We start from the raw sequence: 13,433 nt of genomic DNA on the forward strand, positions 1-13,433 counted from the left end.
CTACATCCCGGCCGTGTCCATGGCCCTGCCGAATTGGCTGGGCATGAGCTGAGCCCGATAGAACGCTGCTACTTCGGTACCTCGTGTACCCACTCCGCCCGGCCTTAGTGCCGGGCTTTTTTTGGCCTGCCATCGCCCGACACAGTCGCCGCGATTGCCACACGGCCTGCCTCCATCTCGCGTAAAGTCGCGACACCACAACCAAGGAATCCCGAGCATGATCCGACGCAGCCTGAAATCCGTGGTGACCACCTGGCTCACCGGTCTGCTGGCGCTGCTGCCACTGGTCCTGACCATGGCTCTGCTGGCCTGGATCTTCAGCCTGCTCAACCGCCTGGTCGGCCCGTCGACCATGATCGGCCAGCTGTTCGCCGCCCTCGGCCAGCCCTTCTCCAGCAATGGCTACATGGCCTGGCTGCTTGGCAGCCTGGTCCTGCTGGCCAGCCTCTATCCCCTGGGGTTGGCCGTGCAATTGGGCCTACGTCGTCCCCTGGCGTGGCTGTTCGACCACACGCTGCGCCGCACCCCGCTGATCGGTAACTTCTACAACCTGGCCGACCGCTTCGTCGGCCTGCTGGACAAGAGCAAGAACCCGGACATCACCACCATGGCGCCGGTCTGGTGCTTTTTCGGTGGTGACGGCGCGGCGGTGCTCGCCTTGCGCCCCAGCTCGGAAACGGTGGAGCTGGAAGGACGCGCCTACTGCGCGATCCTCGTGCCGACCGCACCAATTCCGGTGGGCGGCGGCTTGCTCTACGTGCCTCAGGACTGGGTTCGCCCGGCGGACATGGGCGTCGAGCAGTTGACCAGCATCTACGTGTCGATGGGCCTCACGCCGCCCGCCAAACGAACAACCGAGCCTGTAGCGCCGGCTCCCCACTAGACCAATGGCAGGCTGGTGGTGGACTTGATCTCCGACAGGGCGACGATGGAGTTCACCTCCTGAATGCCAGGCACCAGCGACAGCTTCTCGAAGAAGAAGCGCTCATAGGCCTCGATGTCGCGCGTGACGATACGCAGCATGAAGTCCACCGCCCCCATCAGCACGTGGCACTCCAGTACCTCGGGAAACTCGCGCATGGCCTCGGCAAACTCGGTGAGGTTGGAGCGGCCATGGGCGTTGAGTTTGATCTGGGCGAACACCTGGGTGTGCAGGCCAATCAGCTTGCGATCCAGCAGGGTCACCTGCTTGCGAATAACCCCCTCTTCCTTGAGCCGCTGAATACGCCGCCAGCACGGTGACTGCGACAGGCCGATACGCTCGGCGATCTCGGCCGTGGACAAGCCGGCATCCTCTTGCAGCAGCGCGAGAATGCGCTGGTCATAGGCATCCAGCTCGACGGACATAAAAATTCCTCAATAACTCAAAAACGAGAAAACTCTATCCACAAACCAAGCAAAATAACAGAAAACAAGGCAGAACTTTTGCCGCCGCAAGGCGGAAACTTAGGCAAAACCTGCCTCGAGTCGCCACCATGCCTGATACCACGCCGTTCCCCGCTGTCCACCATCGCCGCGATCCCTGGCAGGATCGCCCGGACGCCTGCGTCGAATACCAGCTGCGCACCGATGCTGAAACCGACGTGCTGTGCCGCCTGCTCGGTCTGTTCGCCCAGCTGCAGCTGCTGCCCGAGGCGCTGCAGGTCCAGCGCCAGCAGGACGATCTGCAGGTCAGCCTGCGCCTGCAAGGCCTCTCGGCGCATCGCGCGGGGGTACTGGCGCAGAAGCTGCGCGGCCTGGTCTGCGTCTGGCAGGTGACCTGGCAGCACTTGGATCACAACCCGGTGACGGAGGTCGCCTGAAGCGGGCACTCGATCACGCCAAGTGCTTCGCCCTTGTCCACCTTTTCGGGCATCCTAGTTCGGCTAACCTTGTTCAGGTCGACCCCAGGAGCCCACATGTCCGCCTTCACCGCCACCGCCTCTGATCGCGTACTGGACCTCGGCGACCTGCTGCGCGAGCTGGTCGCCCATGGCCGGGTCGATCAGGATGTGGCCGAGCAGTGCCTGGCGATCCGCCGCAGTTCCCTGAACAACAGTCAGCACCCCCTGGAGTTCCTTGCCGCCCAGCAGGTCGATGACCTGACACGGCCGGGCAAGAAGCTCGACCTGGAAACCCTGACGGTCTGGCTGGCCAACTTCGCCGGCCAGCCCTATCTGCGCATCGACCCGCTGAAGATCGACGTACCGGCCATCACCCCGCTGATGTCCTACGCCTTCGCCCAACGCCACAAGATCCTCGCCGTGGCAGTGGACAGCGAAAGCGTCACCATCGCCAGCAGCCAGCCGCTGGTGCACAGCTGGGAAGCCAACCTGGTGCACGTGCTCAAGCGCCCGATCAAACGCGTGGTGGCCAACCCCTCCGACATCCAGCGCTTCACCACCGAATTCTATCGCCTCGCCCGCTCGGTCAGTGGCGCCAATGCCACCGACCAGAAGGTCAGCGGCGTCGGCAACTTCGAACAGTTGCTCAGCCTCGGCGCCCAGGATCAGGAGCCGGACGCCAATGACGCGCACATCGTCAACATTGTCGACTGGTTGTTCCAGTACGCCTTCCAGCAGCGCGCCAGCGATATCCATATCGAGCCGCGCCGTGAACAGGGCACCGTGCGCTTTCGCATCGACGGCGTGCTGCACAACGTCTACCAGTTCCCCGCCCAGGTCACCATGGCGGTGGTCAGCCGCCTGAAGAACCTGGGGCGGATGAACATCGCCGAGAAGCGCAAGCCGCAGGACGGCCGGGTGAAGACCAAGACCCCGGACGGCAACGAGGTGGAACTGCGTCTGTCGACCCTGCCCACCGCCTTCGGCGAGAAGATGGTGATGCGTATCTTCGACCCCGACGTACTGCTAAAGAGCCCCGACCAGCTAGGTTTCTCGGCGGATGACCTGCGCCGCTGGGAGAGCATGACCAGCCAGCCCAACGGCATCATCCTGGTCACCGGCCCCACCGGTTCGGGCAAGACCACCACGCTGTACACCACGCTCAAGCAACTGGCCACCGAGGAAGTGAACGTCTGCACCATCGAGGACCCGATCGAGATGATCGAGGGCGCCTTCAACCAGATGCAGGTGCAGCACAACATCGACCTGACCTTCGCCAGCGGCGTGCGCGCCCTGATGCGTCAGGACCCGGACATCATCATGATCGGCGAGATCCGCGACCTGGAAACCGCTGAGATGGCGATCCAGGCGGCGCTCACCGGCCACCTGGTGCTCAGCACCCTGCACACCAACGATGCGCCAAGCGCCATCACCCGTCTGCTCGAGCTTGGCGTACCACATTACCTGCTCAAGGCCACCGTGCTTGGCGTCATGGCCCAGCGTCTGGTGCGCACCCTGTGCCCGCACTGCAAAGCGCCCGTGCAACTTGACGAAGACAGCTGGAACGGCCTGACCAAGCCCTGGAGCTCACCCGTGCCGAGCCAGGCGCAGCACGCCGTGGGCTGTCTGGAGTGCCGCGAGACCGGCTACCGCGGCCGTGCCGGCGTGTACGAGATCATGCTGATCAACGACGCCATTCGCCCCTTGATCAACGCCGACACCGACCTCACTGCCCTGCGCCGCGCCGCCTTCAAGGACGGCATGCGCAGCCTGCGTTTGTCCGGCGCACAAAAGGTCGCCGCCGGGCAGACCACGATCGAGGAAGTGCTGCGCGTAACCCCGCAGAGCGAGCAACGCTGAAGCCTCGGCAGAGCGCCTGCTGAACGCTCTCATCTCATCACTTGTACTGTGCGCCCGCTCACCCGTCAGCCCTTGCAAAGCAAGAGCTGACGGGCACTGAGAAGGGGTCGGCGGCAATCTCACAGAGGCTATGCTTAGATGCGGGAAAAGGCGCTGCACACCTTGCTTGCGCCCGCAAAAATGTACGCATGAGGGAGATCGCATCATGGAAATCGGTGGCGTCCTGCTGCTGTTCGTCGGCCTGGCTGTGGCCATCGTCTACATGGGCTTCAAGGTAGTGCCACAGGGCTCGGAGTGGACGGTGGAACGCTTCGGTCGCTACACCACGACGCTCAAGCCCGGCCTCAACATCATCGTGCCGGTGATGGACCGCGTCGGTCGCAAGCTGAACGTCATGGAGAGCGTGCTGGATATTCCGCCGCAGGAAGTGATCAGCTCCGACAACGCCATCGTGCAGATCGACGCCGTGTGCTTCTTCCAGGTGATCAACGCCGCCCAGGCGGCCTACGAGGTCAACAACCTGGAGCACGCCATTCGTAACTTGGTGATGACCAACATCCGTACCGTGCTGGGCTCGATGGAACTCGATGCCATGCTCAGCCAGCGTGACGCCATCAACGAGCGACTGCTCAAGACCGTGGACGAAGCCACCGCGCCCTGGGGCATCAAGATCACCCGTATCGAGATCAAGGACATCAGCCCTCCCGCCGACCTGGTGGAGGCCATGGCCAGCCAGATGAAGGCCGAGCGCCTCAAGCGCGCACAGATTCTCGAGGCCGAGGGCGCCCGTTCAGCCGCCATCCTCACGGCTGAAGGGCACAAGCAGGCGGAGATTCTTCGCGCCGAAGGCGAACGTCAGGCCGCGTTTCTCGAAGCAGAAGCCCGCGAGCGGGCCGCGCAGGCCGAAGCCGAGGCCACGCGCGTGGTATCCCAGGCCATCGCTGCCGGCAACGTGCAGGCGGTGAACTACTTCGTCGCCCAGAAGTACGTCGAGGCCCTGGGCCAGCTCGCCTCCGCCAACAACAGCAAGGTTGTATTGATGCCGCTGGAGGCCAGCCAGGTGATCGGCGCCGTTGGTGGCATCGGTGAAATCGTCAGGGCCACCTTCGCCGGCGACGGTTCTGCAGAGAAGCGGAGCTAAGGCATGATCCACTACCTGCAAAACCTGTCGTTCTGGGACTGGCTGGCCCTGGCCACTATCCTGCTGATTCTCGAGGTCTTCGGCGCCGGCGGCTACCTGCTGTGGATCGGCCTGGCCGCCGCCTGTGTCGGCGTGCTCACCTACCTGTTCCCGGAGTTGCCGTGGGTCTGGCAGTTCTTTCTGTTCGGCCTGCTGGCCATTCTCACCGCGGTGCTCTGGTGGCGCCGCCAACGCAGCCCACTGCCCCCCAGTGATCAACCCGGCCTGAACCGGCGCGGCAGCGAGCTGCTCGGAAGGCGCTTTGCCCTGCATGAAGCGATTGTCGAAGGCCGAGGCAAGATCAAGGCCGGTGACAGCCTGTGGCTGGTCAGCGGCCCTGATCTGCCTGCCGGTAGCTTGATCAAGGTCGTCGCTCAGGAGGGTGTGGTTCTGAAAGTGGAACAGGATGTCCTCGACGAGGCCATGCGATAACGAAAGACAGTCGTTCATGGCGACCGGCCATCGCCTCGAGGGAACCTGGCCGTCTGGCTCCACTCTCAATTGTGGAGTCAATTCACAGGAGTTTCACCATGCGAGCAATAAGCCGAGCCGCGATGGCATTGAGCGCCTTTCTGATTGCCCAGAGCGCAGCTGCTGACGGTCTGCTGCGCGACATTCTGTCCTCAGGCGCTACCACTGCGTCGACCTACCTGACGTTCAAGGACCGCAAGCTGGTCGCCGCTGCGGAGGAGGATGCCAGCAGCTTCGTCGCCAGCGATGGCGAGATTCGAGGCCCACACCTGGAGGCCGCGCTGCAGCAGCTGCGTGCGGGTAATCCGCAACTGCAGAAAGCCGATGATATGGCACTGGCCAGCGCTATTCTTGCATCCTCTGGAAGTCGCCAGTAGAGACGGAAAAATGAAAAAGCCCGCATCTGAGCAATGCGGGCTTTTAGTTGCTGCACTAGCAGAGGAATACCTCTGCCGATAAGACTTAGAGCAGCGGCAGGGTGTAGCTAACGATCAGACGGTTCTGGTCGGTGTCGGTTGCAGCGTCACCACGCAGCATGCCGTTACGCCAGGCCAGGCCCAGACCTTTCAGAGCACCTTCCTGGAACACGTAGTCCAGAGCGATATCACGCTCCCACTCTTTGTTCTGCTCGCCATTGGCGCGCTGAATGTTGGTGCCTTTCAGATAAGCAACCGAGGCCTTCAGACCCGGAACACCGAGGGTAGCGAAATCATAGGTGTACTGACCGAAAGTCGTACGCTCACCGGCACGGGTGAAGCTGTTGTTCAGACGGTCGGTCAGCAGGTAAACGCTCGTACCACTGGAACCTTCGATACCACCTTGGTTCAGTTGCACGAAGTTGCTGTCCGCAGATACACGCTGGTGGCCCAGCATCAGGGCGTGGCTACCCAGGCTATAAGTGAACGCTGCACTCCAGGTGTTGTTGTCGACTTCGCCGGAACCATCACCGAAAGTTGTGTTTGCACTGTAACCCGCGGCGCGGCCTGCAGCACTGCCATTCTTACCATCGGATGTGCTGCGGAAATAACGCAGATCGGTTTTCAGAGTACCTTCACCGAGGGCCAGCGAATGACCCAGACCAGCGAAGTGCTGCTTGTAATAGTCTTCGAGGTTCGCGTAGTAGTACTGCGCAGTCAGGTCCTTGGCAACCTTCCAATCACCGCCAGCGAAGTAGAACTTGTTGGAGGCCTGGCTACCGCCATCGACGGACAGTCCAGTGCTGTTGCTCGAGGCACGGCTGGTTGCGTGCTCGATCTGACCAGCAGTCAGAGTCAGGTTGTCGATTTCGTTGGAGGTGATCATGCCGCCTTCGAACATCTGCGGCAGCAGACGACCGTCGTTGGACTTCAGGATCGGCAGGTTCGGCATCAGAGTGCCGATACGCGCCTCGGTTTTCGAGAAACGAACCTTGCCGGTCAGACCGCCCTTGCTGAAGTCGTCCACGGCGCTGCCGTCACTTTCCAGCGGGAACAGCTGGCCCGGAGTACGATCACGACCGTCCTTGCCAGCACGACCACCGCCATCCAGACGCACACCCAGCATGCCAACGGCGTCAACACCGAAGCCAACGGTACCTTCAGTGAAACCCGAGCTGTAATTGAAGATGAAGCCCTGGCCCCACTCGCTCGCCTCACTATTGTTGTTAGTGGTGTTAACGGTGTTCTGGTCAAAGAAGTAGTTACGCAGAGTCAGGCTGGCCTTGCTGTCACCGATAAAATCGGCGAAGGCCGCTTGGCTCAGGCCCAGGGTGCTGGCGGCTACGGCCAGTGCCAGGGAGGTCTTTCTCATTATGTTTCTCTCCAGTGTGTTTTAAGTTGACGCATCGTCCAACGCAGACTTCGGCACGAAGAGGCAGGCCGGAACGAATAGGGCATACGCAACCGCGAACCAGGAAACGGCAATAGCCTGGCTCGAGCGGAGACGTGGAAAACTCAGGAAGAACAGAACAACGGCGAACGCACAGGGGCGGCCGAAATCAGGCGGGCAGAGTGGTGCATGGTGAGTGCTCTCTCGTCGTTGTTATTTTGCGCCGACATCCTAGCCGGCATCTGGCGGGTCCTACGCAGATAACGTGCCAGCTCCTCGCAGCACATCAGCAACCGCTCTAGAACGGCAGGTTACATTTTTTCTACAGGACGGTGACCATACAGTTTCAGCGAGAAACTGGCAATTTTCCGCCTACGAGAAAGCGCAACCAGGCGGAAAATCGCCACCCTCACCCAACCACGATTTGATTCTTGCCCTGACGCTTGGCCAGGTACATGGCAGCATCGGCACGCGCGTAGAGCGCGTCCAGGCTGACATCAGCCGCCATCAGGGTGGTTAGCCCCTGGCTGACCGTGATACGGAAGCTCGTTCCCTCGTGCTGGAAACTGAGCCGTTGTACTTCGCGCTGCAGGCGTTCGGCCACCTGCAAGGCCACATCCTGCTCGCAGCCGGGGAACAACGCGGCGAACTCCTCACCCCCGATACGTCCGAACAGATCACCGCGCCGCAAGGCATTGCTACCGCAATGGGCCAGACGCCGAAGGACTTCATCGCCCACCTGATGGCCGTAATGGTCGTTGATCTTCTTGAAATCATCGAGATCGAGCAGCAGGAAGGCCAGCGGGCTGCCGAACTTGCGCGCGTGCTCGAACTCGCGGCGAGCGCACTCGAAGAAATGCCGGCGATTGCTGCTCTGAGTCAGCACATCGGTAGTGGCCAGGCGATGCAGCTCGCCTTCCAGACGCTTCTTCTCGGTGATGTCTTCGGCGATGCCGACAATTATGTTGGGCCGCTCAGTACCTCTGGGGCTGACGAAACACTTGTCGCTGAGCCAGCGCAACTGCCCATCGGCGCGAATGATGCGGTACTCGCGAAACTCCACCGCTCCGGTTTCCAGAACCTTGGCCAGGCTCTCGGCTGCGTAGTCGATGTCGTCCGGGTAAATGCTGTTGCGCCACTCGCCATAGTCGGCCAGCAACAAAGCGGCGGAGCGACCGAAGATTCGCTCATAGGCAGGGCTGACGTAGATCATCCGCTGCTCGCTCCAGTCGAAGGCCCAGAGCACGGCGTTGACGCTTCCCAGCAGGCTACTGAACAGCTGCTCGCGCTCGCGCAGGCGCTCCACCTCGGCGCGGCTGTGCAGCAGGGCCAAGGTCAGTTCTTCCAACTCGGAAACAGCGTTGCCTTGATCATCCATTACAGCGGCCATCCTGTCCCTCGCATCGCATTGAAATGAGCATAGTGCGAGCTGTTGGACAAACACAAAGGCCCGCCGTTCGGCGGGCCTTCGTTTGTAACGAGCGGCGATCAGGCAATGCTGCCTGAGGGGCGTAGCGAGTAGGTCTTGAGCTGTTCGGCGAAGTCACGCAGCGACTGGATGCCACTGGCCTCGGCCTCGTGCACCCACTGCTTCATCGCCTCCAGCATGTCGTGGCCATTACTGCTGGTCTTGACCCAGATCTGCTGCAGAGCCAAACGCTTCTCGTAGATCACCTTGAGCGCCTGACTCTGCGCCAGCATGTCGGCGATGCGCGCATGGTGCTGCTCTTCCAGCAGGCTTGGCTCACGCGACAGCAGGCGTTTGGCGCGACGGAACAGGTGACGAACGGACTCGTCGGCTTTGGCCACTTCCTGCTTGACCAGCGGTGCGATGACCAACTTGCGATACTGCGCCATGATCTGGAAGCGGTTGTTGAGGATGGCCATGGCGGTATCCATGTCCAGATGCCCCTTGCCCTCGACCCGGTGAGCGATCGGCGCAACACGCTGCACCTTGGCCAGCCCCAAGGCGCTGAACAACTTGATCCAGGCCCAGCCCATATCGAACTCCCACTTCTTCACCGACAGCTTGGCGCTGTTCGGATACGTGTGGTGGTTGTTATGCAGCTCTTCACCGCCAATCAGGATGCCCCAGGGCAGCAAGTTGGTGGCCGCGTCGCGGCATTCGAAATTGCGGTAGCCCACGGCGTGGCCAAGCCCGTTGATCACACCTGCGGCCCACACCGGGATCCACATCATCTGGATCGCCCAGACAGTGATGCCGGCAGCGCCGAAAAGCGCCAGGTCGATGATCGCCATCAGCGTCACGCCACCAATCGGAAAGCGGCTGTAGAGGTTACGCTCGATCCAGTCGTCCGGGCAGTTCTTGCCGTAGATGCGCAGGGTCTCCTGGTTCTTCGCCTCTTCCTGATAAAGCTCGGCGCCCTTGCGCAGCACGGTGCCAAGGCCTTTGATGACCGGGCTATGCGGGTCATCGGCCGTCTCGCACTTGGCATGGTGCTTACGGTGAATCGCGGTCCACTCGCGGGTGTTCTGGCCAGTGGTCAACCACAGCCAGAAACGGAAGAAATGCTTGAGCGCCGGGTGCAGTTCCAGTGCACGATGCGCCGAATAGCGGTGCAGATAGACGGTGACGCTGACGATGGTCACGTGCGTCATCAGCAGGGTCACAGCCACCAACTGCCAGACCGAGAGGTCGAGTAAACCGTTGTACCACATGGATGCTGTTGCCTCTTGATAGGGGAACGCGGTTGTCCTACAAGAACGAACCTGATCGCATTATCCCTGACCCATGCCAGAAAACCAGTTGGTCTTTTAGATAAGAATGTTTCAGCCTCACCCCCATCTATACTGCCCAAAACTTACAGGGAGCCTAGTCAGCAACCCATGCGTATCGACATTGCCGCCTTGCGTCTGACCCTGGGCTATCTGCTGCTAGCTGGTCTATGGATACTTCTCAGCGACCAGCTACTGGCGGTGCTGGGCTTGTCTGTGGCGCAGCAGGAGCGTGTGCAGTCGCTCAAGGGCCTGTTCTTCGTATTGCTGACCGGTGCCCTGCTCTATCTGGTGCTGCACCGTCACGCCCAGCAGCACCGCCGCGCCCGCCTGCAGCTGGCCGGCAACGAAGAGCGCCTGCGCCTGGCCCTGAATGCAAGCCACGACGGCTTGTGGGACTGGGACGTGTCCAGGCGCCGCGTGTACTTCTCAGAAGGCTATGCCGCATTGCTCGGTCTGACGCCGCAGACCCTGGGTGATACCCGCGAGGATTGGGCAGAGCGCATCCACCCGGATGACCGGGAAAACGCCATACATGCGCTCAATGCCGAGCAGAGCGATCAGCAGTACGAGAACACCTATCGCCTGCGCCATGCCGATGGCAGCTATCGCTGGATTCACTCGCGCGGCCGTCTTTTGTGTGACGAGAACGGCCAGCCGCAGCGCTTCATCGGCATTGCCAGCGACATCACCCAACAACGCGCCAACGATGACAGCCTGCGCCAGGCAGCCGCTGTATTCGATGCCACCCAGGAGGGTGTGCTGGTCACCGACGCGGCGCAGCGCATCGTCCACGTCAATCCCGCGTTCAGCCGTATCACCGGTTACAGCAGCGAGGAAATCCTCGGCCAGCATCCCAACCTGCTCAAATCCGGGCGTCACGATAGCGCCTTCTATCAGAGCCTGTGGCATGCGCTGGAGAACCGTGGCGCCTGGAGCGGAGAAGTCTGGAATCGGCGCAAGAGCGGCGAAATCTATCCACAATGGCAGTGCATCCGCGTCATCCATGACGAACAGGGGCGCATCAGTCACTACGTGGCAGTGTTCTCCGACATCACCGCACTCAAGCGCTCGCAGCGTGAGCTGGACTATCTGGCGCACCATGATCCACTGAGCAACCTGCCCAACCGCCTGTTGTTCACCGAACGTGTCGCTTATGCACTGGAGCGCAGCAAAACAGAAGAGCTGCGCGGTGCGGTGCTGCTGATCGACCTGGATCACTTCAAGCACATCAACGAAAGCCTCGGGCACAACGTTGGCGATCTGCTGCTCAAGGGAGTCGGCGAACGTCTCCAGGAAAGCCTGCCTGGCGGTAACACGCTGGCTCGGCTGGGCGGCGACGAGTTCGGCCTGCTCTCCGAGAGCTGCCACGAAGCCACTCAGGCAGCCGAACTCGCACAACGCCTGCTGCGCTGTCTGGAGGCCCCCTTCCGTCTGGACGGCCATGAGCTGTATATCGGCGCCAGCATCGGTATCAGCCTGTTTCCAGAGGAAGCCGATAGTGTCGAGCAAATCCTGCGCAATGCGGACTCCGCGCTGTTCAAGGCCAAAAGCAGCGGCCGCGAGGGTTATGCTTTTTACGTGCAGGAGCTGACCGACTACGCCCGGCAGCGCGTCGAGCTGGCCAGCAGCCTGCGCCATGCGTTGGACAATGGAGAACTGCGCGTCTACTACCAACCACTGCACGACCTGCATGACGGCCGCCAGGTGGGCATGGAGGCGTTGGTACGCTGGCAACACCCGCAGCGTGGTCTCATTCCTCCGGCAGAATTCATTCCGATCGCCGAGGATAACGGCATGATCGGGGTCATCGATACCTGGGTACTGGAGCAGGCATGCCGCCAGATGGTCCGCTGGAATGCCGAGGGCAAATCGCTGAACTTCGTGGCGGTCAACGTCTCCAGCCGCCTGTTCAGTCGCGGCGAGCTCGACCAGAAGGTCACCGGGGTCCTGGCCGCAACCGGCCTGCCCTCCAGACAGCTGGAGCTGGAAGTGACCGAGAGCGCAATCATGGAAGATCCTGACGCTGCCCTGCGTTTGCTGACCAGCCTGCGCGCGCTGGGCGTCCGTCTGGCTATCGACGACTTCGGCACAGGCTACAGCTCGCTGGCTCGCCTCAAGCGTCTGCCCGTGGACAAACTGAAGATCGACCAGAGTTTTGTCTATGGCCTGCCCGAGGATTCGGAGGATGCAGCTATCGCTCGCGCCGTCATCGCGCTGGGCCACAGCCTCGGGCTAAAAGTGCTGGCCGAAGGTATCGAGGAGCCGTGTCAGGTCGACTTTCTTCGCAGCCTGGGCTGTGATTACGGCCAGGGCTATCACTTCGGCAAGCCACTGCCGGCAGAGGAGCCGGCGAACGGTCACGCTGAACCGATGATTCGACACGACAGCCCATCCAACCCGGGGGATTGAGCATGCGGGTGCTGTTATTGGAAGACGATCCATGGATCGCCGATCTGCTCAAACAGATCGTCCAAAGTCTTCACCCCGGCATTCAGATCGAAAGCGTCTCGCGGGTCGCCGACGCGCTCACTGCCTGGCAAAAACAGCCGGCGCAACTGGTCATCGCCGATTGGAACCTGCCCGATGGCAGCGGCACGCAGATACTCGAAACCGTACGCCGAAAGGACGCCAAGGTGCCGCTGGTGATGATCACCTCGCGCTCCGATCGCGACAGCGTGCTGCTGGCACGCCGGCTAGGCATAAGTGCATTCATCAGCAAGCCGTTCCAGGTTCCCAAGGTTCTGGAGACCTTGCGCCCACTGATCTCGGCGAGCCAGCCCGAAAAGGTAGAAGCCGAATCGCCCTCATCGGGCAGCTTTATCGAGTTTCTCCAATCGCGCCCCAACCATGCCCTGGATATGCCTCTGCATGAGGCCCTGTTTCTGCATCTGCAGAACCCGCAACAACCGCTGACCAATCTTCAGCAGCTGGATAACGATTGGCAGGATGACCCGGTCGTTCATGCGCGCCTGATCGCCGCAGCCAACAGCCCGACCTACAACAGCAGCGGACAACCCTGCCTCAACCTGATCGAAGCCGTACAGCGCCTTGGGCCAGGCACCTCGCTGAGTCTTGTCCAGGGACTCGCCCTGCGCCCGGTAGCGACATTGCAGGACGATGACCTCAAGCGCCTGGGCGGCGAGCAGTTCACTCAGGCACTGTATCTGCGCCAGCGTGTTGGCGAACTGGCCAAGGCAGGTCGTATCGACCCAGCAGCCATGAACAGCGCAGCATTGTTACAACGCATGGGCGAACTGGCAGTTTTGCACCAGGCACAGTGCTGGCGTAACAGCGGCCAGCCCCTGGATGAAGAGACACTGCGCCTCGCCCTGCAGCGTCAAAGCAGTGAGCTGGCCAACCGTCTCAAGGCCCATTGGCGGCTGCCTATTCCCTTGCGCGAGCTGATCGGCGCCTGTTACGCCCTGCCCTCAGGCAACACCAGGCGTGAGCCGGTGGTCATGCGCCTGGCCTGCGCAGAGCTGTACGGCGGCAGCGAGCAGGAGCTGGAACGCCTGTACCGCCTGGCCGGCCTCAACAAAGGCTCGATCCGGTGA

General features: G+C 61.6%; 12 protein-coding genes. 8 read left to right on the forward strand and 4 right to left on the reverse strand.

All coding sequences use genetic code 11. The features are described from left to right. The first annotated feature begins 217 nt into the window (after positions 1 to 217). Positions 218 to 883 carry a DUF502 domain-containing protein gene (locus ACJRW5_RS21010; RefSeq protein ID WP_484572431.1) on the forward strand — a complete coding sequence of 222 codons (666 nt, stop codon included), beginning with the start codon at positions 218 to 220 and terminating at the stop codon, positions 881 to 883. Here ACJRW5_RS21010 and ACJRW5_RS21015 read toward each other — a convergent pair. After that, positions 880 to 1,347: an Lrp/AsnC family transcriptional regulator gene (locus ACJRW5_RS21015; RefSeq protein ID WP_484572432.1), complete on the reverse strand. Its 468-nt coding sequence runs from the start codon at positions 1,345 to 1,347 to the stop codon at positions 880 to 882. The two genes, ACJRW5_RS21010 and ACJRW5_RS21015, sit on opposite strands and share 4 nt — an antisense overlap. A 128-nt stretch (positions 1,348 to 1,475) precedes the next feature. On the opposite strand from ACJRW5_RS21015, the gene ACJRW5_RS21020 reads away from it, so the two are divergent. From ACJRW5_RS21020 to ACJRW5_RS21040, 5 genes are all read left to right on the forward strand, one after another. After that, entirely contained in the window at positions 1,476 to 1,802 is a 327-nt protein-coding gene (locus ACJRW5_RS21020; RefSeq protein WP_484572433.1) for a hypothetical protein, read from the forward strand. Positions 1,803 to 1,898: 96 nt separating this feature from the next. Next, positions 1,899 to 3,683 (forward strand): type IV pilus assembly ATPase TfpB, encoded by a 1,785-nt coding sequence (gene tfpB / locus ACJRW5_RS21025; protein ID WP_484572434.1) that lies wholly within the window; start codon positions 1,899 to 1,901, stop codon positions 3,681 to 3,683. A gap of 205 nt (positions 3,684 to 3,888) precedes the next feature. Continuing rightward, the gene (locus ACJRW5_RS21030) at positions 3,889 to 4,824 is read left to right on the forward strand and encodes an SPFH domain-containing protein (protein WP_484572435.1); all 936 of its coding nucleotides are present in this window, start codon (positions 3,889 to 3,891) and stop codon (positions 4,822 to 4,824) included. A gap of 3 nt (positions 4,825 to 4,827) precedes the next feature. Continuing rightward, the gene (locus tag ACJRW5_RS21035; protein ID WP_484572436.1) at positions 4,828 to 5,295 is read left to right on the forward strand and encodes an NfeD family protein; all 468 of its coding nucleotides are present in this window, start codon (positions 4,828 to 4,830) and stop codon (positions 5,293 to 5,295) included. A gap of 98 nt (positions 5,296 to 5,393) precedes the next feature. Further along, positions 5,394 to 5,711, forward strand: a complete 318-nt coding sequence (locus ACJRW5_RS21040; RefSeq protein WP_484572437.1) for a DUF2388 domain-containing protein — start codon at positions 5,394 to 5,396, stop codon at positions 5,709 to 5,711. 85 nt (positions 5,712 to 5,796) lie between these two features. On the opposite strand, the gene ACJRW5_RS21045 is transcribed toward ACJRW5_RS21040, so the two are convergent. The 3 genes from ACJRW5_RS21045 to desA form a co-directional block, all read right to left on the reverse strand. Then, entirely contained in the window at positions 5,797 to 7,122 is a 1,326-nt protein-coding gene (locus tag ACJRW5_RS21045) for an OprD family porin (RefSeq protein WP_484572438.1), read from the reverse strand. Positions 7,123 to 7,549: 427 nt separating this feature from the next. After that, a complete protein-coding gene (locus ACJRW5_RS21050; protein WP_484572439.1) occupies positions 7,550 to 8,518 on the reverse strand; it encodes a GGDEF domain-containing protein in 969 nt (322 codons plus the stop codon). 110 nt (positions 8,519 to 8,628) lie between these two features. After that, positions 8,629 to 9,819 carry a delta-9 fatty acid desaturase DesA gene (gene desA / locus ACJRW5_RS21055; RefSeq protein ID WP_484572440.1) on the reverse strand — a complete coding sequence of 397 codons (1,191 nt, stop codon included), beginning with the start codon at positions 9,817 to 9,819 and terminating at the stop codon, positions 8,629 to 8,631. Positions 9,820 to 9,987: 168 nt separating this feature from the next. Here desA and ACJRW5_RS21060 point away from each other — a divergent pair, with 168 nt between their 5' ends. Both ACJRW5_RS21060 and ACJRW5_RS21065 read left to right on the forward strand, forming a co-directional pair. Then, a complete protein-coding gene (locus ACJRW5_RS21060) occupies positions 9,988 to 12,288 on the forward strand; it encodes a putative bifunctional diguanylate cyclase/phosphodiesterase (RefSeq protein WP_484572441.1) in 2,301 nt (766 codons plus the stop codon). A gap of 2 nt (positions 12,289 to 12,290) precedes the next feature. Continuing rightward, positions 12,291 to 13,433, forward strand: a complete 1,143-nt coding sequence (locus ACJRW5_RS21065) for a response regulator (protein WP_484572442.1) — start codon at positions 12,291 to 12,293, stop codon at positions 13,431 to 13,433.

It is taken from the genome of Pseudomonas pichavaramensis, from assembly GCF_050473265.1.
Taxonomy (GTDB): Bacteria; Pseudomonadota; Gammaproteobacteria; order Pseudomonadales; family Pseudomonadaceae; genus Aquipseudomonas.